Source organism: Archangium lansingense, from assembly GCF_026626635.1.
Classification (GTDB): domain Bacteria; phylum Myxococcota; class Myxococcia; order Myxococcales; family Myxococcaceae; genus Archangium; species Archangium lansingense.
This window is the reverse complement of sequence record NZ_JAPNKA010000001.1, coordinates 2,498,232-2,521,066: the sequence shown is the minus strand read 5'-3', so window position 1 is coordinate 2,521,066 and position 22,835 is coordinate 2,498,232. Positions and strand designations below refer to the sequence as shown.

Annotated in this window: 13 protein-coding genes; 4 read left to right on the top strand and 9 right to left on the bottom strand. The window is 64.9% G+C overall.

Going from position 1 to position 22,835, the window contains the following annotated elements; genetic code table 11:
- Positions 1–71 precede the first annotated feature (71 nt).
- Positions 72–2,480, top strand: a complete 2,409-nt coding sequence (locus OV287_RS10060) for a BamA/TamA family outer membrane protein (RefSeq protein WP_267533789.1) — start codon at positions 72–74, stop codon at positions 2,478–2,480.
- A gap of 6 nt (positions 2,481–2,486) precedes the next feature.
- Positions 2,487–3,092, top strand: coding sequence for a hypothetical protein (locus OV287_RS10055; RefSeq protein ID WP_267533788.1), 606 nt, complete (start codon positions 2,487–2,489; stop codon positions 3,090–3,092).
- Positions 3,093–3,422: 330 nt separating this feature from the next.
- On the opposite strand, the gene drmB is transcribed toward OV287_RS10055, so the two are convergent.
- From drmB to OV287_RS10015, 8 genes are all read right to left on the bottom strand, one after another.
- Positions 3,423–5,333: an MrfA Zn-binding domain-containing protein gene (gene drmB, locus OV287_RS10050; protein ID WP_267533787.1), complete on the bottom strand. Its 1,911-nt coding sequence runs from the start codon at positions 5,331–5,333 to the stop codon at positions 3,423–3,425.
- Entirely contained in the window at positions 5,326–8,661 is a 3,336-nt protein-coding gene (locus tag OV287_RS10045) for a helicase-related protein (RefSeq protein WP_267533786.1), read from the bottom strand. The genes drmB and OV287_RS10045 overlap by 8 nt, the downstream gene beginning before the upstream one ends.
- A gap of 229 nt (positions 8,662–8,890) precedes the next feature.
- Positions 8,891–10,660, bottom strand: coding sequence for a nuclease-related domain-containing DEAD/DEAH box helicase (locus OV287_RS10040; RefSeq protein ID WP_267533785.1), 1,770 nt, complete (start codon positions 10,658–10,660; stop codon positions 8,891–8,893).
- A 15-nt stretch (positions 10,661–10,675) separates the two neighbouring features.
- Positions 10,676–12,304: a DISARM anti-phage system protein DrmE domain-containing protein gene (locus OV287_RS10035; protein WP_267533784.1), complete on the bottom strand. Its 1,629-nt coding sequence runs from the start codon at positions 12,302–12,304 to the stop codon at positions 10,676–10,678.
- Positions 12,301–13,128 (bottom strand): hypothetical protein, encoded by an 828-nt coding sequence (locus OV287_RS10030; RefSeq protein WP_267533783.1) that lies wholly within the window; start codon positions 13,126–13,128, stop codon positions 12,301–12,303. Before OV287_RS10030 ends, OV287_RS10035 begins: the two co-directional genes overlap by 4 nt.
- A 470-nt stretch (positions 13,129–13,598) precedes the next feature.
- The gene (locus OV287_RS10025; RefSeq protein ID WP_267533782.1) at positions 13,599–13,907 is read right to left on the bottom strand and encodes a transposase zinc-binding domain-containing protein; all 309 of its coding nucleotides are present in this window, start codon (positions 13,905–13,907) and stop codon (positions 13,599–13,601) included.
- Positions 13,908–14,231: 324 nt separating this feature from the next.
- Positions 14,232–16,385 (bottom strand): AIPR family protein, encoded by a 2,154-nt coding sequence (locus OV287_RS10020; RefSeq protein WP_267533781.1) that lies wholly within the window; start codon positions 16,383–16,385, stop codon positions 14,232–14,234.
- Complete coding sequence (locus OV287_RS10015) at positions 16,382–17,185, bottom strand: PD-(D/E)XK motif protein (protein ID WP_267533780.1); 804 nt, start codon at positions 17,183–17,185, stop codon at positions 16,382–16,384. The genes OV287_RS10020 and OV287_RS10015 overlap by 4 nt, the downstream gene beginning before the upstream one ends.
- Positions 17,186–17,366: 181 nt before the next feature.
- On the opposite strand from OV287_RS10015, the gene istA reads away from it, so the two are divergent.
- Entirely contained in the window at positions 17,367–18,857 is a 1,491-nt protein-coding gene (gene istA / locus OV287_RS10010) for an IS21 family transposase (RefSeq protein ID WP_267533779.1), read from the top strand.
- Entirely contained in the window at positions 18,854–19,681 is an 828-nt protein-coding gene (gene istB / locus OV287_RS10005; protein ID WP_267533778.1) for an IS21-like element helper ATPase IstB, read from the top strand. The genes istA and istB overlap by 4 nt, the downstream gene beginning before the upstream one ends.
- A gap of 280 nt (positions 19,682–19,961) precedes the next feature.
- Here the strand turns inward: istB and OV287_RS10000 are convergent, their stop codons facing one another.
- On the bottom strand, positions 19,962–22,826 hold the full coding sequence (locus tag OV287_RS10000) for a Z1 domain-containing protein (protein WP_267533777.1): 2,865 nt from the start codon (positions 22,824–22,826) through the stop codon (positions 19,962–19,964).
- Positions 22,827–22,835: the final 9 nt, after the last annotated feature.

The window sequence follows — 22,835 nt, the reverse complement described above, 5'->3', positions numbered from 1 at the left end:
ATGACATCCTCGCCGCTGCGCAAACCTCGTGGTTTCGCGTACTTGCAGCGCCAGCCGGCCTGGAACGCCACGTGCTCCTCCTGTCCCGCATGAACCGCATCCCACTCCTTCTCTGTTTCCTGTCGCTCGCGGCTGGTGCCCAGGACACGGCTGGCGCCAACACCCCGGCGGCGCCTGTGCCTGCCGCGACCCAGACACCCGAGCCCTCCCCGCCCGCCCCGGCCCAGGAGGCCCAACCCTCGCAGCGGACGGAAGATCCCTGCCTGGACGAGCAGGACGGTGAGACGAACTCCGAGGTGCTCGGCGCGCTGCGGCTGAGCATCAACGGGGAGAACCGCGAGCTGGCGGAAGTGAAGCTCGAGGGCCTCGGGCGCCTTCCCGAGCCGTTGGTGCGCGGACTGGCCCGCATTCCCGCGAAGGGCTCGCTCACCCCCGAGCAGGCGGCGATCATCCTCCAGCGGCTCGTGCGCACGGGGCTGTTCACGAAGGTGACGCCCACGGTGCGGCTCGCGGAGGGCTCGACGCCGGTGCTGGTGGTGACGCTGGAGGAGCAGCCCTACGTGGCGAGCGTGGACATCACCGGCCTGCAAGCGGACGAGCAGCGGGATGTGCAGGAAGAGCTCTTCCGGTTGCCGCCGTATCCCTCCGACGACGACGACGACGGTGACGACGACGACGGTGATCGCGAGGACGGTGACGACAACGACGACGATGAGGACTCGGTAGCCAACGTGCGCATCGAGGCAGAGGGAATCCGGGTACATATCTCCGCCCGGAAGTGCCCTGCGCCGTACCCGCCGAGGGAGCTGCTGGCCTCGTTCGACAAGGGGCGTTTCCACCCCGGCTTCGTGTGGCGAGGCCTGCCCGACGCGCTGGAGCGCGCGCAGGACGAGGTCGAGGACGAGGGCTACCTGCTCGCGAGCCTCGACGCCACGCTGACGGCGGAGGGGCAGCTGCGGCTGCGAGTGGACGAGGGGAAGGTGGAGGCGGTGGAAGTGCAGGGCGTGGAGGAGGACGTGGCGGCGCGGGTGCGAGAGGTGATGGGCATCAAGCCGGGCGACGTGCTGCTGCGCAGCGATCTGCGGCGTGCGAAGGGCCGGCTGGCGCAGGAGATGCCCTTCCTGTCACTGAGGGACGTGGAGACGCTGCCCAGGTCGGCCACGCGCTTCGAGGAGGAGCGCGGAGAGGACGGCACGCGGCACTACCGGCCGGTGGCGGAGGAGAGCCGGCGCAAGAAGAAGCACTGGCAGGAGGAGGTGGAGCTGTCCTGGGACATGCTGGCGGACGAGTGGAGCCGCGGAGACGAGGAGGACGCCATCACCACCGTGGGCCGCCGCGTGGTGGTCCATGTACGCCCGAGGGGCTCGACCTTCAGCGCGGAGCTGCTTCCCATGCACACGCAGGTGACGGGCTTCGCGCCTGGCCTGGCGGGCTCGCTCACGCTGTGGGACGTGCGCAACCGGGCGCACGTGACGCTGGACGCGGCGCTGACCATTCCGCTGCGGTGGGGCGGCCAGCGGATTCCAGGAGACCCTGAGCGGACGGCGTTCCAGCGGCGCCTCAACTGGCTGGTGGGGGCGAAGGTGCAGGTGCCTGTGCTGCGGCTCGCGGAGGTGGGCGTCCAGCTCTACGACTTCACGGACACCAACGACCGGTGGCGGATGGGGGCGATCGACTCCTACATCTACTCCGCGCTGATCAATCGCCCGGACTCGGAATACTTCCGGCGCAAGGGATACACGGGCTTCGCCACCTGGCGCTTCGGGCCCCAGTGGCTGGTGGGAGCGGAGTATCGCCGGGACACGTACGACTCGCTGGTGAGCTTCGCGCCGCCCTTCTCGCTCTTCCGACGCGACTCGGCGCCCTTCCCCAACCCGCTGGTGGACGAGGGGCGGATGACGTCGGTGGTGGGCCACCTCGAGTACGCGAGTGACGCGGAGCGGGCCGAGCGCGTGGGCTCGCTCTTCCGCAACCCCGAGCTGTCGCTGCTACGCAACGACTGGGAGTGGCCGGCGCGGACGTCGGTGCGCAGCCTGCTGACGGTGGAGGTGGGCAGCCCTGAGCTGGGCGGCGGCGCGGAGTACCGCTTCTGGAAGGTGGTGAGCGACAACGTGCTGTACGTGAGCACGGGCCATAACGACGGCCTGCGGCTGCGCGTGCGTGCGGCGGGAGGCGAGGATCTGCCGCTGCAGAAGCAGGAGGCCCTGGGCGGGTGGAGCGCGCTGCGCGGCTACGCCTTCAAGGAGTTCCGGGGCGACGCCTCGCTGCTCGCGAGCGCGGAGTACCGGTGGGGCTTCATCGGAGCCTTCGCGGACGTGGGCTCGGTGCACCAGAACGAGCTGGGCTGGCGGGACCCGAAGCTGGGCGTGGGCGCTCAGCTCTACTTCGGAGACACGGTGCACCTGTCGGTGGCCTGGCGCACGGACGAGCGGGCGTCGCTCACCCCCGAGGCGCGGCTGCTCTTCGTGCGGCCCTTCTGAGGAACCATGAAGGCACCCGGAGCGAGCACGAGGAGGAGGCTCGGCGTGGCGCTGGTGGCCGCGCTGGGCCTGCTCGCGCCCATGGCCCGGGCGGAGGAGCCACCGCGGGTGACGTGCTCGGCGACGCGGGTGGGGAGACGCGTGGTGGTGCGGCCCGAGGCGCTCGCGCTGGTAGCGCCCGAGTTGGAGCGGTTGATGCGGCTGGGGCTCGCGGGGCGGCTGGAGGTGGAGCTGACGCTGCTGCGGCGCCGGCCACTGTGGTTCTCCGAGCGAATGGACGCGGCGCGGCTGACCCAGGTGCTGGTGTACTCGGCGAAGGAGGGCGGCTGGGTATTGGACGGCAGGCTGCTGGCGGGAGTGGGAACGCTGGAGTTGGAGCGGGTGGCGTGGACGCTGGAGGAGGAGCCGGAGGCGGAGGCGACCTTCGTGGTGGAGGTGGGGGTGCGGCTGCAAGTAGTGACAGCGGCGAGCCTGGGGAAGGTGGCGCAGTGGCTCACGCAAGGGGAGAAGACGGAGGCAGAGCGCTCGGCACTGACTCGAGGCCTGCTGCGCACAGTGGCCGAGGATCTCACGCGCCGCGCCGAGGGCCGTTGCAACGTCCAGTCCCCGTAGCGGGAGATGGCCAGGGACATTCGGACGCGGGTTCGATTCCTGCCGCCTCCACTCCGTATCTCCCGGAAAGGGCTCCGCTTTCCGGGAGGCTGTAGCAAGGGATGTAGCAAGGCCCGGGATGTCCCCCTCGGACGTCGCGGGGCTTTTTTCCGCCGAAGCCGCCAGCGGCAACCGGGCGAGCTGGCCTCGCTCGTGGCGCTGCACCTTGAGCTTTACCACCTCGGCGCAAGCGGGTGTCGAGCTGGACGTATTCGGAGTATGCGGGCATCACCGGCGTCTTCGTACACGACAAGCACAACCTGGGCGCCCAGCAGGGCTACTGGGGCGGCTCTAGGCACCCCGGAAGAATCCGATGTCCCGCTGCGAGGGAACCCCGACGACGACCCCGCGATCCAGGAAGCGGTTGAACTGCTCGCAGGCTGTTTCAGGAACCAACCCGCACGCATGACAGGCAGCCAGGTTGCACGAATCTGGGCCCTGTCCGCCAGCCTCCCCCATCTCCATGCAAACAGGGTCGGCGGAGCACCAGTCAGCCCCCTCAAGCGCTCGACGGATGACGGCTTCCAGACGGCCCGGCTTCCCCATGCGTACGAGCCCTCCCATGGTCCCATCCGCATCACCGGCCGCTGTGTAGATGAGCAGGCCCGCCATACGTGCGGATTCATCCGAGGAGACATAGAGGCGCTCCTTGAGTGAGGCGGAGCTGTAGCCGCACTCGAACGTAAGCTGGTTGATCAGCAGATGGGCCAGGGTGTGCACGAGCAGCGACCGGGCGGAGAGCTGGGCTTGGCCCCCCCAACCGCGATCCGCCAATGCTTCATAGGCCTTGCCGAGCCGATTCGCCCGCCTGTGGGCGGCCCCCCCCTTGCGCTCCCACTCCTGGAGGAACGCCTCGTTCAGGATCAGGAAGATTCCCTCTCCGTAGACCGTGTAGGCCGGAAGCCATTCCTCCGAGGGTGGAAGTTGCCTGCGACGCAGCTGGGCCTTCTGCTGTTGAAGGCTGAGGCCGTTTTCCGGCTTCACACGTGTGAAGCCGTAGAGTGCCCGGGTTTCCCGGAGACGGTCGATCAGGCTCACTGACGAAAAAAACCGCGAGAACGGCTGTCCCGAGAGAGACTCGGTGTACTGGGAGACAGGGACCACCTTCACTCGGAGCTGCTCGCGATCTTGTGGGTCACTCAGGATCTCGAACTCCTCCCGCCGGAACATCACCGGGTCGTCCGTATCCTCTGCTTCCGCCTGCTCCCTGCTGTCGCCTGACGAGAGCGCCGCGCTGATCTGCTCATCGCTGTACCTGGCAAGCTCCTTGCCCCACTTCTTGCGCAGGGTCAGGACATTGAGTGCGTCAAAACTCCTGAGGGTCGTGATGGCACTTGCCTGCACCGGCGAGGAGAGGAAATCGACGAGCTCGACAGGGGCTGTCGCGCCCGCCATGGGGGGAAGGTAGATGGCGCTCGCAACGCTGGCGAAGTACAGGTTGCTCGCATTGAGGAGGGTGCCCTGAAGGTGTCTCTTGCAGCCCTCGGCGGCCTCCGCCCCGAGCCAGGGGCGTTGCCCCGTGCACAGGTAGAGTGCACCCGAGGCATCCAGTTTCCGCGTGAGGGCTGTCTCCGTCTGGCCTCCTTCGCCCGTCTCCGCATCCATGGTCTCCGAGAGGTTCCGCTTCCGGCCACATGCACACTCGACGGTGATGGCCGCCAACGAGGCACCAGCCCCTCCTGTCATGCGAAGCTTCTCGTGACACGTCGGCGAGACATCCCGGTGAACCCACTCTCGCCAGGGAAAGTCCTGCAGGTGCCCCCCCTCACACATGGCGGCGAAGCGCACCTGGAAGATCCGACGGGCCCGGCCACGCTCCTGCCGGCACCTCCCGGCGCAATACTGTGTTCCCCTGGCGGCCATCGAGACCTCCACCAGCTCGCCACAGTCATTGCAGACGTGCCACCGTGGGAAACGCAGGAAGTGGATCTTGAGCCCGACGTTCCGGTTCTCGGAGCCTGCCTGGTAGCGGCGATAATCGGGCGGGGTATAGAGCTTCTCCACGCCCAGGAGTTTCCGGAGCCGCGGCTCGTCTACCTCGAACTCTGAAGCATCGACTCCTTCTTTCGGGTCGACGCTGTCGGAACGCTCGAACCAGTGGTCGATACCCGCGCAGATGACGGAGGTACCGCCCTTGATGACGGTGATGGCCCCGACACCCGACGGTGCGATCAGCTGCGCCCTGCGGACATAGTCACTCATCGGTACGCACCTTCCCAGCAGAGGCGCTGGTCGGTGAATCCAGGAACCTGGAGGAGATCTCCACTTGGCACTCCGCGTCGACGTTGCGCATGGAGGAGGGTGTGACCCAGGAACGCGCGACGAAATCAGGCGGAGCGTACTTCCCGGGCCAACGAAGGAGCGGCGGGTCCTCCTCCACACCCCAACTGTTCCAGAGAGAAGGCGACCATCTCTCCCATTCGCTGATACGTCTCTGGAAGATGGCGTTCACGGTCTCTACCTCGGAGCCATCGACCAGACCGGCTCGCGCGAGCGTGATGTCGCGAAGCTTCTCGAGGAGTGCGTAGGGAACCTTCGAGGGAGTCTCGATCTGTCTCATGTCTCCGGTCTGGCGCACGTAGATGGCCATGATCGCATGCAGCGCGCGGAGGAGCGCGGGCTGCGAGAAAGGGGTGACGCTCGTCGGCTCTACCTGGGCGTACAGGCGTTCGTGGTAGGTGCGGAACTTCTCAAAGTGCGACCGGTCGCGAGGCTTTGAGGCGCTGTAGATGGTCACCACCAGCCCTGGCCTCTCCTGCCACCTGCGGCCCACGCGGCCCGTCACCTGGATGTACTGGGCCGTCGTCTTCGGCTGGCCGACCACGGCCATCAACGAGAGGCGGTCGATGTCCACGCCGACTTCGATGATGTTCGAGGCCAGGCATGCGTCGACCGCCTGACCCGGCCGGCCCGCCTCCACCTCGAGTGCCGACAGCGCGGAGGTCACCTCATCATTTTCCAGACGGCCTGTGAGCTCGATCAGCTTCCACAGCCGCCGTGCCCCTGGAGTCGTCTGCTCCAGGCGGCGCCGCAAGGCCTCCAGGTACCCTGGGATATCCGAGTGGAACAGCGTGAGGGCGCCACCGAGCTCCCGGAGGCTGTTGTAGAACAGCAGGAGCGTCCACCATGGGTCGCGCTGATCCGGTGCATAGGCCAGGGATTCCTGCAGGAGCGCCGAGAAGGTACGGACCTGCGCGGTCTGCGAAGAGCCGAGCGCTGGCGCATGGACTCCCACGTACACCCTGCCCCTCAAAGGGCGGCCTTGGGCGTCGAGCGCCACACGGGCGAAGAAGGAGTCGGAAGAGGTGAGACCGGGTGGAGGAAAGAGGCTGACTGCTTTCCGGCCGAAGACGTCGCGAACCTGGTCGCGGTAGCGCCGGATCGTCGCGGTGGACGTCACGATCTTCGGAGGCACGCTGGTGCCATGACGGCGATCCGTGCACAGTTCCTGGATGACAGTCTCATAGATGCCCACCATGGAGCCCAGGGGACCCGAGATGAGGTGCAGCTCGTCCTGGAGGATCAGTCCCGGCGGGGAGACCTGTTGCGAGCCGTCCTTGCCACGCCCGAAGATGGCCCTCGCCTCTGGCCTGTAGGCGAGCATCGCGAACTTGTCGACCGTGCCTATGAGGAGCGACACGGGGTTCGAGCCGGGTGACTGCTCGTAGATGTCCTCATCCACGAACTCAACGGGTAGCTTCTGATGGAAGTCGCAGAGGGGGTCCGGGCACCGGGCAACCACCGTCTCCACTCCAGCGGGACTGGGGCGGCTCTCATACCCATGCACGGGATACTGCTGTCCGACCTTGCTCGCTCCTACTCCCAACTCCGCTCGGCACCACGGGCACTTCTCGAGGACGACGATGTTGTCCTCACCTGACTCACCGTTCTGTTGAAGATGGCGAAGCGCCTTCCGGGCGGCCTCGCGCCGGTTCGGTGTTCCGCCAACCCAGATACCGATCGCGAAGTGCCTCTTTCCCAGTAGCCCTGGGTTCTTTCGCCGCAGGTACTCCATCGCGCAGAGGAGCGCCGTGGCACGCTGGAACTGCTGGCTGGTCAGCAGCCGGAGCGTGTACCGCATCAGCACATGAACCCCGGCGTCCTCCGACGCGCCCCCCTTGTCGAGTGCGCGGAGACGCCTGAGGAAGATCGCGAACGCAGTGAGTCCGAGATAGGCCTCGGTCTTTCCGCCGCCGGTGGGAAACCAGATGAGTTCAACCGTCTCCCGCTCGGACGCGCTGGGCTCCGAGCTGGGCTCCAAGGTGGACTCCAGGCTGATGAGGAGGAACGCGATCTGGAAGGGCCGCCACCGGCCGCGGGACTCGGAAGGATCGGGCAGACGGACGGGCTCGATGGGGGAGCTCAGCTTCCAGCGTTTCTCCTTCCTGTCGTACTCGCGGCGGCGTACCTGCCGGCTTGCCGTACGAACCTGCTGGAGGAGCATCGCGTGATTCGCGAGTTGGAAGGCCTTCAGCGCGAGCTCGTTACGCCTCAGGTACGCAAGGCCCCCCTTCATCCGTCGATGCGCATCCTTGCAAAGCGCCAGGTGGCGGGCAGCCGCTGGCTGGTGCCCTGCCAGGAGCTTCGCCGCCTCCTCCTGGGTAGCGATCCACTTGCCGTACAGCTCGACCACTTCCTCAAGCGAGGAGAACCCGTCGTCTCCAGGCTCCAGTCCCGCCAGCGGGGCCATACGGACCTGCAACAGGGATCCATCCGGGCGCTGGATGTCCGGAGTGACGCTCGGGGCTTCGAATGTCGGCAGGCACTCCGCACGGACCCATTCGACCCGGCTTCCCTCAGCGGAAGTCGCGCTCCACTCGGCGGCACAACCATGGCCAACCGCGAAGGTCTGGGCATCGCGATAGAGCATCGCGATCTCCTGCTCCTCCTCATCCATAAGCTCCGCGGGAGCCCGCGGATACGGCGCGATGAGCGCACTCGGGCCAGAGGGGCTTCGCAGCGTCACCGTGAATGCAGACTGGAAGAGGCATGCCTCGTCAGGAGCGCCATCGACCGACTTGCGGTTGAGCAGACAGACGGTGACGAGGAAGAGGCGTGAGTCCGGATCCGCACCCACGAAAGGCCGGCAGAGTGTCTCGACGCGCAGCTCGGGCCCCACAGGTGAGGTGACGTGGGGCTTTCCTGGAAGGACCCTGCTAGAGCTGGCGATGAGCTGCTCAGCGGTAAAGCTCGTGCCGCCAGCGACCGGACTCCGCACCCACCACGTCCTCCCGGCGGTACCCACGGTCACCTGCAGAGGGCGGTATCGCCCACCAGAGTAATCGACGCTCAGCACCGCTCCCGGGACCAGCTCCGCAAGGAAGGTGACCGCCATGGAGCTGGGCCGGTATCGGTTGGCTTCCGAGAGATCGAAGTCCTCAGCCCCCTGGTCGCGACCTGACCGCCCGGCCATCTTCTCGAGCGCCCTCTCGGCCTCTTCTGTCACGACCTCGCTTGCTTCACCCCGGCCTGCCGTGGGCTCGGGAGTCTCGTTGGACTGTGTCCCTTGATCCTCGGAAGGTACCTTCATGGGGTACAGGACACCGACGCCATAGCGTTTGCAGGGCCGGTCCCCGTTGAGGATCTCCTCGCCGGTTCCTTTCTCGGTCCATGGTCCGTACGAGTCCTTCCGCTCTTCGAAGCGAACTGTTTCGAGCGCAGCCCCCGTGGGAGCAGGCCCTACCAGCTCTCGTCGCAGGGATGCGAGGAGCCTCTCGCGGTTCTCGACATGGATGGTCATGAGCCTCTTTCCCTGTTCCTCACCGCGTGGTGAGCATTGAGACTACCTGCTCCCTCAGGGAGTTGTGCATCAGGATGGTCAGGTGATTCTGCGCGCGAGTGACCCCGACATAGAGCATTGCCTGGGGTCCCGGACCCGCAATCTCCTCGATATCCGTCAGGATGACTGCCCGGGCCTCGAGTCCTTTGAAGGCATGGATGGTGCCGAATCCAACACCCCCCGCCGAGGCGCTCTTGCGAAGCGGCCTGAGCTGGCGATGTCCTGCTGAGTGCAGCATGCCGGCCACACTGCTGTCATCGGCTCTGGGAGAGAGGACCACGATGTCCTGCTCTCGCAGGCCGACTGCCAGGAGGCGGTCCATCGCTCCAAGGAAGAGCTGCCTCTGTTCGGCCGCCGTGCTGTAGCGTTCGATGCGGTGATCCACTTGGTCATCAGGGCGGAGGACCCGGTCGTAGCCGGGCTCGAGCCCTCCCAGGAGCTGGACGAGCGCCGCGATGCGGGGCGTGTTCCTGCAGTTCTCCCTGAGTTGCAGACGGGCCACATCTTTTCCCTGAAGGAGGGCATTCATGCCGCTCTGCACCACTTCAGGACTGGTATGGATGGCCTGCCGCTCGAAGTCGCCAAAGAAGGCCGATCGCCCCTCCGCGAGTCCTCCCTTTAGCGAAAGGTCAAGGAAGTCCAGGTACGCCGGTGCGAGCAGATCCTGCGCCTCATCAATGACAAGCGCGTCGAACTGGTACAGGCCGGGGGCCTCCAGGAGCCGATCCAGCGCGCGACCGGGCAGCTCGCGGCTCCAGAAGTCCTCCCCTGCCTCGGGCGGCGCCTCTGCCATTCCACAGACGTCCATCATGTGCCTGTGGAGGGTACCCGCCTTGATGCCTGGGACGTCCTTGACCTCTTCCTTCAACCAGGCGCCGAGGAGCCGGGTGTAGCAGGCGAGGAGAACGTGGCCACTCGCGCCACCCGTCCCAGGCTGCAGGACGTCTTGCGGCCGGGGCCGCTGCGCTTCCCGCCTGGCCGTCTCGATGGCGAGGAACGTCTTCCCGCTCCCGGCAGGACCCCTGACCAGGAGGCGAGGGTGCTCGCCGGCCGCGCGTACATAGCGATACTGATCCTCGGTGAACCGCCGGAGTTCACCGTCAACCCGTCTCGCCCAGGCGGCCGCCGACTCATGCGCCTCGAACTGGGGCCGGAGCAACTGGGTCAGTGCCCCGCATTGCTCCGGTGTCGGTTCTTGAAGCTCTGGCCGGAACCATGGGGCGCGGATCTCTTCCAGTCGTGCCCTTGCACGTATCAGGACGGTCCGGAGCTGGTCGCCCAGCGGCCGCTGTCCGTAGGTCCGGCTATCGATGACCTGCCAGGGGTGCCACTCGGGCGTGACGGCCGGCAGCGGACAACGCGGGAAGATGCAGGCGGTCCAGAACACGGTCCGCGCGAGGTCTGGCCGCAGCTTGCCAACCCACTTGCGCAGGCTATGCATCGCCTCGGAGGCCTGCCGGAAGGGGCCACGTCGGTCCGGTGACGGATCGCTCCCATAGTACCAAGCGCCTCCCGCATCGATCGTGAGGGAGTTGCACGCCTTCACCTCGATGCAGAGCACCCCGAGCCGCGGGACGATGACAACGAAGTCGATCTCCCCCTCGACCCTGTGCAGATGCCTGGCAACGGAAAGCGAGTGAAGAACCGTCCAGTCCTCCGTCCCAGGCTCGGTCTTGAGCCTGTTGAAGATGTCGATCTCCCCCGGGCTCTTGCAGTCCGGGTGGGATACAGCCGGGATCATCTTGGCCATGTGAAGGTTTGCTCTCTACTCCTCGAACACGCTGTCCAGCAGGTCCTCGTCAAAGAAACGGCGGGCCCTGCCGCGCGGGATGACCAGGTCCTCTTCAGGGCAGCTCTCGATGCGGCTCGCGCTCAGGCCACTGTTCTCGATCCCCTTGAACTCGAGTTCCATGTAGCCGCGTGCCGCCAACTCCGCGGGGTCCACGTTCTCCGTCAGCTCCTTTAGGAGGCGCTGAGACATTTCCCTGCCGGTGTCGCGATTCATCGCCTGGAGCGCCTTCCCGACCAGCCAGAGGAACTCCGCATTGTCACCGAACCCCAGGAACTCCATCAGGGCCCGGAAGTGCTGCGGGTCCTCCGGCAGGAAGACCCGGTCACTCGCCCAGTTGCGAAGGTTCACGGGAGTCGTGGGGCAGCGCTCCGACAGCTCGTCGCAGATGGACCTGATACCTCGGTTCTCGATGGCCTGGGAAAGCCGCTGCTTCCACTTCGACTGGATCTGTTCCAGACCCTGGCGATCCCTTCCGTGCAGCCTGCGGGCGAGGAGGTCGATCGAAGATCCTCCTCTGCCCCTCCGTTCGATGAGGAAGAGCCCCGGGACCAGCTTGTCCACGTCTAGCAGGCGCCCGACGAGCCTTGGGGGGCCACCTCGATGCACTCCTTCATCACTGGAGCCATCAGCACCTTCGGAAGCCGCCCCATCATCAGGGCCGGCGTGCTCTGGGAGTTGCAGCACACGAACCCGGCTGCCGACTTCCAGGAAGATACACTTGCCGCCCGCCAGTCTCACCAACCTGACGGAAACAGGGTCGCTTGCGTGCGGCCCCTCTTCATCGTCCACGGCGTCACCATCAACGTCGAGACGCCTCAGCAGCTCGTGCAGCTTCCCTGGGTTGGAGAGAAGAGACGACTCCGCGGCGGACACCCGGGCCCGAGATGGCACCGGCCCGGACCACTCGTGAAGCTGTACGGCCTTCCCGCGAGCATCCGGGAGCAGCTCTGCTTCACAACGCGCCGAGTTCGACCACTCGTACCTGACGACGTGCAGCGTTGATGCACGGGGCGCCAGCGTGATCTGGGGGGGGAACCTCTGCAGCGGTCCGGAGATCACCAGTGTCCCGCCGATGGAAACCTCGCCGAGCTGACTCTTGCGAAGCACACGAAGCTCCGTCTTTCCCGTCCTCTCGCGAAGGAACTGTTCGGCCGCGCCACGCAGTGCCTCGTTGTTGGTGAAAAGTCCAACCTCCACCTGCTCGTTGCCGAGCAGGAGCTCAACCAATCGATCCCCGACCGGGCTGCCAGACGAGGCCCGGCAGGCTGAGAACGCGTCGCGGAGAGCTGCGATCCGCTCTTGATGCTGTGGGTATTGGGCTATTACCAGGTCACTGGCACGTTGGTAGCGCTGGGCATCCTCGCTCGAAAGCAGTTCGGGCCGGTCAAGGGGAAGACCCGAGGCATACACATCCCGGCGGAAGCGCAGCACCGGGATCCAGAATGCTCTCCAGGTTCCATCTTCCTCAGCCTCCCGGTTCACATCATGGAGATGCTGGATGGCCCATTCGAGAGCCCGGAGCAACGGAGGGTCGATAACGTGATCGTGAAGGCCCAGCCCCCTGCTGGCCTCATATAGCCGCGTCGCCTCGCTCAGCCTCATCGCATCCTCGCGACTCTGAAGAGCGTGACCTCGATCCCATCTGGGACGGTGGGAAGGTCAGGCCCATCCCCGTCCAACCGGTTCGCATACATCTCAAGAATGGTGTTCGCTCCATTCACGACGTCCGGCGCTGAGCGATCGAGCGCCATGACCAACTCGGACTCCGGGAAGCTGCTGCACCATCGCCTGCAGGCCTGTGCCCCGTCGAGCACCACCAGCTCCGGTCTCTGGGCTGCAAGCGCCGCAACCTGCGGACTGTGGGTGCCGATGACCCGGCTGTGCCACGACTGGCCGATGCCTTCGAGCCCAAGTGGCCGGACAATCTCCGCGAGATTCCCGCGAGCCTTCCCTGAAGGCTCAACGGCCCACAGCTCGGGGGATGAGAGCTCCTCAAGCGTCTCACGTACCGACCCGATCATGAGGCAATCGAGCCCGGGCGTGGCCAGGAAGGTTCCCACGTCCCCCTTGAGCAGTTGCTCGCATAGGGTCGACGTCGCCGGTGTGTGCTGGTCATAGGTCTTCCTCGAGCCGTTCAGCTTGTGTGCACGCGCCGACCTACGGATCCGCCGCGCCTTTCGAGCAGGGAGCAACTCCCGGGCCCCCTTGGCGATCGTCAGATTGAGAGCAGGGCTCCCATCCGGAAGCACCGCAGGACGCTCGACAATGGCCTTGAACCAGCCCTGTCCGTCCTGAACGAACACGGAGGCGCCCAGCTCGAACGAGGCGGCCCCTCCTACCTGCTTGTAGATCGACCGCTCACAGAGAAAGCCCGCCGTGAGCATCGGCCCGGCATATGCGCGGGTAGGGAGAGAGACCGCGGCCACGAGCCGCTCAGCAGGGTGGGTCCAGGCCCCCAGCACCGCACCCAGCTTGAAGAGGAAGAGGGCCCAATCAGGGAGGGGAGCCCAGTGCTCACCTTCCGAGAAGAGCAGCGGAAGCTCCTCATCGTCGGGTGCTTCGCTCAATGGATTGGCCCCCAACTGCTCCTCCTGGAAGGTCGTTGTCCGTCCACGATCGACAAGGTTACCACCAGACCCGGATCCCTCTGAAGGCTGCTGCGTATGGGGCCATCCCAGGTTCCAGAGCACCTCCGTCGCTCTGACCACGTCATTCCTGACTTCGCGTTACAGGGTGTGGCTGACTGGTAGAGTCCGCGGCTGAGCACCCGGTAGGTCCTCACCTCGATCTCCGCGCCCTGCCCGAAGCAGCACCCATCGCACCCGGTGCGGAAAGGGCCGCGTCCACCGCCGGTAGGGCACGCGCGGCAGCACTCGCTCCTCCAGGTGCACGGCCGTTACCTGCGCCCGCTTCGCGTTACAGGGGGGCACACCCCTCGCCCCTTGCTCGAGAATGCGACGAGAAGCTCGTCCTTGCAACTTTCGCAGCGCACCCGCGCAAAGCCGTGCGCCAGCACTCCGCACTCCAGGTACCTGGCGAAGTCCCGCTCCACATACCGGGGCAGGCCGAGCCACACCTCGCTGGCCTCCGCCAGCAGCGTGGCGAGGTTGTCCCTCACCGCCTCGTACAGCACCGTCCCCTCCGGCGGCCTCCGCCGGTACTCCTCCACCTGCCCCTCCCCCAGCCACACCTCACCAGGGCACACACTACCGTCAGCCTCCCACGGGCCTCCGTGGAGCCCCTGCCTGTTTGTGGAGTTCGGGGCCTACGAGAGCAGGAGGCACAGGAGGGTCGCAGCCCGCGCCGGATTGCCCCTTCCAGGGCCTCCAGGGCCGCTGCGACGTGCCTTGCTACATTGCTACAGCAGGCCCGCGCTGGAGCGCTCTCAATACAGCTCGGCATGGGGCAGGGGACTGCGTAAGCGGCCGGAAGTCCTACGAGAACCGCTCTCGACCGCGCTGTAGCACTCTCGCCGGAAGCCTCCGGCGGCGGGTTCGATTCCCGCCACCTCCACAGTGAGCGCCTCCAGCTAACAGTTGATGAACCAAGCGGGACGGTGCCCGGTCGCCTTCCCACCCGCCTCACTGAACCCAGCACTCAGTCCGTGCTGCCGAACCTCTTTCATGGCCAGAGTGAGTTCCACTCCGCCGACTACCCAGAGAGCGCCCTTTGCCGGAACCTTGTTGATGACCTCAAGCCCTACTGGTTCAAAGGCCTTGGCCAGCGCGTCCGCGACCGAAACCGCATCACGCCCACGGCCTTCACGCGCCAGTCTGCTCAGGGCGTCATTTACGGCACGCACGAGTTCTGGCACGGCCGTCTTGCGAAGGTTTTCCTGCACTTCAGACAAGCTCACCTTCTTTCCATTCCGAGCAGCCTTCGCAACAGGCTCCTCCAGGATGGACGGCAGTGGGAGCGCCATGCCCTTGATGGCCTCCCAGCATTCCTCTTTCTTGCACCATTCTGTGACGTTGCGGCCATTCGCATTGCTCTTGATGGCCTCCTCGATGGGACTGATGAGGCCGCGAAGGGCATCCTCTAGTCGAGGAGACAGCTTCTGGGCACGCCAGATCGCGGCAAGGTCCAGTTGCTCAGCTGTGCGAGAAGCGAGATATGCAACAGTGTAGGTGACGATGTTCGCCCTGTAGGCCCCCACCCGGGCTTCCCTCGCCAGAGATTGGGTCCTGCGGAAGATGATGGCCTTGGCCACCAACTCGAAGAAGTAGCTCTCGTCAGGCACGAAATCGGGCCGCTCCTCCTCAAACCTGATCGTGAACTCCACGAAGTTCTTCTGGGCGCCCTTGCTGACCAGATGCGGGAGCTGCCCCCAGCTGTGCTCGAAAACAGCCAGGTCGGTCTTCGTGAACATCTGGGACGTCGGGTGGATGCTGTCGAACTGGCGCTGCTGCGCAAGCGTCACGGCCTTTGCACGAGCCACAAGGTACTGACCGCGTGCGCGCTCATAGAACCAGCGGCTTTGCTCCCCCGGCGCCCAGATGGTACGCGACAGGCCCTCCAATCGTTGATGGAACGGATCATTGGCGGAGAAATCAGCCTCGTTCACCTTGTTTTGACTGTTGGCGTACAGGGAGATGCGGGGAACGAGTGTCTCCAGAAGCTCCGTCTTCACCTCTGAGAGTTTCATCTGCACGTAGACCCGAGAAAGGTCCGCCTGGTCCTTCTTGCCGGCGCGATGAAGAGAGGCTGTCGTCTGTCCCCCGTTGACGATCTGCAGCCCCTTCACCCAGGTCACCGACGGGGTCCCGTCCGGAAGCTGCCCCGTCTTGACCTCCTCCGCCACCGCGGTCAGTCCGTTGTTGTAGGCAAAGAAGAGCTGTGGCTCCTTGAGGATGGTATCCCGGATGCCACGATTGATCTTCCCACGTGCCTGGAGGAACGAGCGCACGTTGAGTTCGAGAAGCCGTTCGCCATATTCGTCGTAGAGCTTGTGGAGCACATCCCCCGGTACGACTGCCAGGTAGGCTCCGTACTCTCCTTCTGAAATGGGTACCGGCAGACAGGGAATGGGGCACCCGAACTCCTCCACGAAGTCGATCTCGATGGCCTCTCGAGCACGCCCTGAGCTCAGGCTCCGGTGAAGACGCTCGATGTCCCAGATGTCCGCGCGTACGTCGATGTGCGCGTGCTTCGCGACCTTCAGCGGCTTCTGCAACTTGTACTCGCGAACGATGCAGTCGGTGAGAACGACCACATTCACGCGTTGTAGGCGACCGTTCGAGAACAACTCCTTGATCCGGTCCGCCATGTCGTATGCGGGATGGGCATCCTCCATTTGGTTCGAGAGGCTTCCCGCAGCAGCCTGCACGAAGTTCAGGGCATGTTGGATCCCCTGATACACCTCCGTCATCCGGAGGCTTTCTGGCTCAGCGACATCGCGATAGAGGCTCGTGATGATGTCGAGCTGCTCTTCATTCTCATGCACGCTGTAGCCATTGACCTTGAGCTGGCGGTTGCCGAGCTCCTTCCGGAAATAGACGGTATGGCCGTCATTGATGGCACCGACCTCCGAAATGATCTCCACCACCCGCTCCGTAAAGGCGTTCTCCTTGAACTCTGCGGGCTGGGCGGAGCCAGAGTTGCCCGTAGGCTCCCCTCGGGCATGCGAGACGATCTCAGCGTGGAACCCACGGGCGAAATCGAGAAGCTCAGGACTCAGTGTCATTGCCCTTCTCCAACGATGAGCGTTCCTGCGGTCTCCATGGACACGCGGTAGGGAGCACAAGCCGCTAGCCCGACGGAATAACGAACGCTCCCAACACCGGCAGGGAGGTCCATTTCGGTGAGCCGGGGGAAGTTCCCCTCCACACGATAGACGTCAGACGAGCGCACGACGTAGGAACACGCCTTGTAACGGGAGGCATGGATGTCGAGGTAGCCCCAGTCTCGAAGCTTCTCCTCGAAGAGTGATAGAGGGAGGGCACCCGGTTGCAGCGTCGCCCGGAGAGCCTCCACCATGTCTACGAGCGTCTCCCCCGCTTCCCGGTGGAGCTCCAGTCCCACGTGCAACAGGAGCAAGGCAGGCACGTGGGTCTCATCGAGCTGACGGATGTTGGAAACCGATACCTCGTGGTGCGGGCTGCTGGCAGTCGTCTTCACCTCGACGGCGCACGATGGGAACTGGAAGTCCTGATTGCTCCGGTCTGGTCCGGTCCAGGCGGAAATGGCGCGCTCGGCTCCTGCCAGCGGTATGGCTTGGTGACGCAGGAACCAGAGTTCACCATAGAGGCCACGTTGGGCAAGGTCGCCCAGGCCTTCGGAGCCATGCTGCTCCAGGAACTCCTGCCACCGGCGGAGCCGCTCAACGAAGGTCGAGACCGCAGCCCGCTGCTCCCCAGCCTGGGCGACGCTATCGACCACATCCTGAGCAAGGACGCCGAACACGTCCCGGTAGCGCGGGACCGAAAGCCTCAGGCTGAGTCTCACCGGGTTGGGACCCGGGTGGGGATTCTCCTCGCGTTGCACCAGGAAACCGGCTGACGAGGGAAGCTCCACCACCGCACGAAGGGCGGCCGGCTTGATGTGGATGCAGACCACTTGCTCAGCGACAACTACACCTCCCCATCAACGACAACTACACCTCCCCATCCTGAGTGACGGCAGCCGTCGGTAGAAACCCGGTGACTCCGGAGGTTCGGATGGGCGGGTGAGGACGACGGATGCCCAGGTGAGGAAGCTGATGGAAGAGATGGCGAAGCACGGTCGCCTGGGGCTGGCGTCGGCCCGGGCGGGGATGGACCGCAAGACGGCACGCAAGTACATGAAGGAGGGGAAGTTCCCCTCGGAGCTCGAGCAGGAGCGCACCTGGAGGACACGGGAGGACCCCTTCGAGGAGCAGTGGGACAGCCTGGCCGAGCGGCTGAAGGAGGCGCCGGAGCTGGAGGCCAAGACGCTCTTCGAGGAGCTGTGTGCTCGCGAGCCGGGCCGCTACAAGCCGGGGCAGCTGCGCACGTTGCAGCGGAAAGTGCGCCAGTGGAGAGCGCAGCAGGGGCCGGAGAAGCAGGTGTTCTTCGCCCAGGAGCATCGGCCCGGGGAAGCGATGCAGACGGACTTCACGTGGGCCAATGAGCTGGAGGTGACGGTGGGAGGCGAGCCCTTCGCGCACCTGCTGTGCCACCCGGTGCTGCCCTACTCCAACTGGGAATGGGCGACGGTGTGCCACTCGGAGTCCATGGCGGCCATCAAGCGAGGAGTGCAGGCGGCTGTTTTTCGGTTGGGGAAGGTGCCGCGCTACCACCAGACGGACAACTCCACCAGCGCCACGCATGACCTGCGCAACGGCAAGCGGGGCTTCAACGCCGAGTACCTCGCGCTCATGAAGCACCTGGGCATGGAGCCGCGCACCATTGAGGTGGGAAAGAAAGAGCAGAACGGGGACGTGGAGGCGCTCAACGGCGCGCTCAAACGCCGGCTGTTGCAGCACCTGCTGATGCGCGGCAGCCGGGACTTCGAGAGCGCCGCGGCGTACGAGAGCTGGGTGCAGGGAGTGCTGGAGAAGGCCAACCGGCTGCGCGGAGGGAAGGTGGAGGAGGAACTCGCGGCGATGAGGCCGCTGTCGGTGCAGCGGCTGGTGGAGTACAGCGAGCAGGAGGTAGTCGTCACGGCGTGGAGCACCATCCGGGTGCAGCACAACACGTACTCGGTGCCCTCGCGGCTGGTGGGCCAGCGCGTGCGGGTGCGTGTGTATGACGACAGGCTGGAGGTGCTGCACGCGGGAAAGCCGCAGCTGGTGGTGGACAGGCTGGTGGGTCGCAACGGGCACCGAATCAACTACCGGCACATCATCTGGTCATTGGTGCAGAAGCCAGGGGCCTTCGCGCAGTATCGCTACCGGGAGGACCTCTTCCCCTCGCTGGTATTCCGCCAGGCGTACGACGAGTTGCAGCGGGTGCACGAGGGGAGGAGAGCCGCGGATGTGGAGTACCTGCGGATTCTTCACCTGGCGGCCTCCACGCTGGAGTCCCAGGTGGAGCAGGTGCTGGCGCGACTGCTGGCCGAGGGCGGACTGCGCGGTGCCGAGCAGGTGAAGGCGCTGGTGGCGCCAGCCAGGCCTGAGGTGCCCCAGCTGGCACAGCCCGAGGTGGACCTGAGCAGCTATGACGCGCTGCTGGTGGAGCAGCGGGAGGTGGCCTCATGAGCACCACCTCCACTTCCCTGCGAGCAGCGGCGAGCGCCGAGGGCGAGCAGCAGCAGACGCTGGCCATGCTGCTGCGAGCGCTGAAGCTGCCGGCATTCGCAGCCCACCACGAGGAGCTGGCCAGGCGCGCCGGACAGGAGGGCTGGACATGCCCGCACTACCTGCGCCAGCTGGTGGAACTGGAGCTGAGCGAGCGCCGGGGCCGACGGATAGAGCGGCTGCTCAAGGCCTCGGGGCTGTCCACGGACAAGACGCTCGCCACGCTCGAGCAGGAGAAGCTGCCGGCCAAGGTGCGCCGCCAGCTACCGGCCCTGTGCGAGGGTGGCTTCATCGAGCGCGCGGAGAACGTGCTGGCCTTCGGGCTGCCGGGCCGCGGCAAGACGCACGTGGTGAGCGCCATAGGCCACGAGCTGGTGCAGCGTGGTTACGAGGTGCTCTTCATCCCGGCGGTGCTGCTGGTGCAGCGGCTGCTCCTGGCCAAGAAGAGCCTGTTGCTGGAGAAGGAGCTGCGGCGGCTGGACGGCTACGACGCGGTCATCATCGACGACATCGGCTACATCCAGCAGGACCGGGAGGAGATGGAGGTGCTGTTTACCTTCCTGGCCCAGCGCTACGAGAGGAGGAGTGTCCTGATTACGAGCAACCTGGTGTTTTCGCAGTGGGACCGAATCTTCAAGGACGCGATGACGACTGCGGCGGCGATTGACCGGGTGGTGCACCACGCGCTGATTCTGGAGCTCACCGGCGACAGCTACCGCAGCGAGAAGGCCAAGAGCCGGGAGACGGTCGACAAGGCCCCGCGTAGGGCGCCCGGGGACGAGTAACACCACGGCACAGGAGGTGACCGACTCAGAGGCTCCGACGGACGTAGCGACGACTATGGCGACGATGAAGTGAACGCAGTCAGAACATCAACCCGATGGGGAAGTGTAATTGTCGCCAAGGGGAAAAAGTAATTGACGCTGGGCACCACTGGTACGTCCGAAGGTCTGTCGAGTCCGGCATAGATCTCCAACTCGGACTGAGGGTGGAGGCGCCGGGCAACCAGTCCGGGTTGGCTCTTTACCTCCCCGGCAATGAGCGCCCAGGCCGCCTCGACCGAATTCACGCCTCGCCCCCATACTCCTGGGCCCAGAAGATGCCGTTGACCCGGTATGACACCTTCGCTGCCGTCTTCGAGCCCGGGAAGCTGACAGCCCACCCGATGGGGGTCACTGGGGCCTCGAGTACACCATTCGTGTAGTCGGGGTGCGGATCAAGCGGATAGAGGATGAGAACGCCGCGCTCCTTCGGTCGGACGTCGCGGATGAAGGTGCCGCTGGGAACCTCCGGCTCCGTCTTGCGTCGTGTGCGCCCCGGATCGCGATGGAAAGCTGCCTTCGTCAGCTCGATCGCTCGCATGTATGCGCCTGCATCCAGGTCGACGGTCTCGTCCTTGGGATTGACCAGACGAGGAATGACGTACCTGTCCCGGATGTCCAGGCTCTTGACCTCGCGCTGGGTCAGGTTGATGGGAAGCCCAGCAAGAACGTCTGCTTGTCCTCCACTGCGCCCGATGAGCACCACCGTCCAGTGAAGCAGCTCATTCCGGAGGAGCTGCTTCTGGATGAATTCAGCGAGCAGCTCTCCTCGTGCCTTGGTCGGGCCTTCAGGTACCTGTAGTTCAGCCAGGAAGGCCGCCACCGCCGCGCCCGGCACCTGCTGCCAGACGTAGGACTGCTTCCACTCCTCAGGTTTTTCGGGGCGGGATTGCGTCCAACCTTGTGTCTTCGGTCCAAGCTTTTCGAGGAACCTGACCGTGGTGGCCCGGTTGTGCTCCAACACCGACTTACGACGATCGAAAACCGTCGTCTCGACGATGTCTCCAGCAAAGGAGAGCTGGAGCTCCACTCCATTTCGCATCTTGACGGGAGAGGTCACCAGGAGCGTCGGATGCGAGCGGACCCGCAGGCCATAGTCAGCAGGAGTTCCACCCACTGCGGCCATCCGGTCGAACTCCTGCCGCAGCTCCTCGTTCGCCTTCGTCACGTGCTGGAACCACTCATCAAGTTCCTCGGTCATGTACAACCGGCAGAGGTCGAGATAGCCAGGCCGATAGCCAAACCACCGCCCCATCTGCATAAGGGTGTCGTACATCCGAGAGGCGCGAAGGAAGTAGCTGACGGAGAGTCCTTCGAGCGTCAGACCTCGCGCGAGCTTGTCCCCACCTACGGCAATGACACTTAACCCCGTTGCCTTGTGGTCCTCGTAGTCGAGCACATCGCCAGCAGTGCCGTTGATCTGCTTGACCTTGACACCGGCAACCGCGGCCTTGAGATGCACCGAGACATCAGCCCAGGCTTGCACGGGCAGTTCAACCTCGTTGATGCGCTTGGTGGTAGGGATGAAGTCCTTTTCCCAGAGCTGCCGGAGTTCGTCCAGCTTGCCTGTGAGCCCGGCGCCTTCGCCCAACTCCAAGTGATCCTGCAGCTCCTTGAGCGCACGCTTGACCTGTGTAAACACCAGCTCCTGCGCATCCGTGAAGCGTGTCACATGCACGAGCATCGAGTTGTGCTCGTTGAGCTGGCCTCGGGCCCGACGGGCGGAGCAGGAAAGAACGAACGAGTACAACGCCGTCCGGAGTGAAGGAGGAACTTCATCCTTCTCATTGTAACGAGGCTTGTGCTCTTTCTTGTGGACAGGCGGCATCCATCCCTTGCGCTCATTCGGCTGGAGCGAATCGGCATGGTCCGAGATGTGACGGACAAGCCCGAGCGGCTCGCTTTCTTCGAGACCAACTGAGGCGTCTGGCTCAAGCCCGAAGACCCTGACGGGGCCAACGTAGTCTGACGGTGCAGGCAGGTTGGTGATGAAGCTCTTGGGAAAGAGATCTGCGCCGTACTCATCGGTTGTGCCCGCGTCGTGGATGAAGATGTTCGCGAACGGCGTGGCCGTGTAGCCGACATAGGCGCTGCGCTCGAAGAGGTGGAGCAGCTTTCGCACCTGCTTGTTGATGGCGGTCGGATCGTGGTCGGGATCCGGTCGCCCCTCTTCATCGAACTCCTGGGAGCGGGTGTCGATGGACGCATGATCCGCCTCGTCATCAATGACGAGGAGCGGTACATCGGCGACCACGCTCCTTTCGACGCCTCCGACCGTGATCTTCTTCTGTGCGGAGCGCTCCACCCACGAATTGAGGTTCTGGAGGACACGTGCGTTCTTCTTGACGACGAAGAGCAGGGGCACGCGCAGGCTTTCCGGACCGATGTGGAAGTTCCGCCTGACGCTGACCTTGAAGTCACCATCATCAGCTCGCGTGGTGATGGTATTCGCACTGATGCTGGGATCGATCAGGCCAACGCCGATGAACTTCCGTGCTGCGGTTGCTCCGTCGATTGCGTCATCCTTGCTCTCGTAACCCAGGAAGCCTTCATCCAGGCGGATCTGCGTCTGGCTGCGCAAGCTTTTGTGGATGCCTGCCAGCACGATGATGACCTTGTATCCCGCGTCTGCGGCCTTGCAGATGAGGCCCGTATAGTTGGCCGTCTTGCCCGACTGCACGTGCCCTACGACCAGTCCACGGCGGCTCCACATACCTGTCCGGGTTGGCTCTTCGAGCCGGCCCAGCGTCTCGTCCGTGAGTTCGTTGAGTTTGTCGATACTGGTGGCAGCCCACCGCTTCCGCTGGAGGAGGATCTGATAGCGCCTCCAGAATTTCCATTCGATGCTCGACTTGCGGTTGTTCAGCCACGCAACATGATCCTCGTTGTTTTCGAGGGTCACCGAGCTGCCCATCCACACCGTGAACGAGGACTCCAGGTCTGCGATGAGTCGCTCGCGGTCGACCCGGTTCTTGTAGGCCGGGTCCATCAGGAGAACCGTGTCGACCTTCGACGCAATCACCTCCCGGGTCAACACCGTACCTTGCTGGAGCTGCCCCGTGATCAAGACCTGCGCGATGGTCCAGGCATTGGTGTATTCGGTACTCATCTCGTGCTT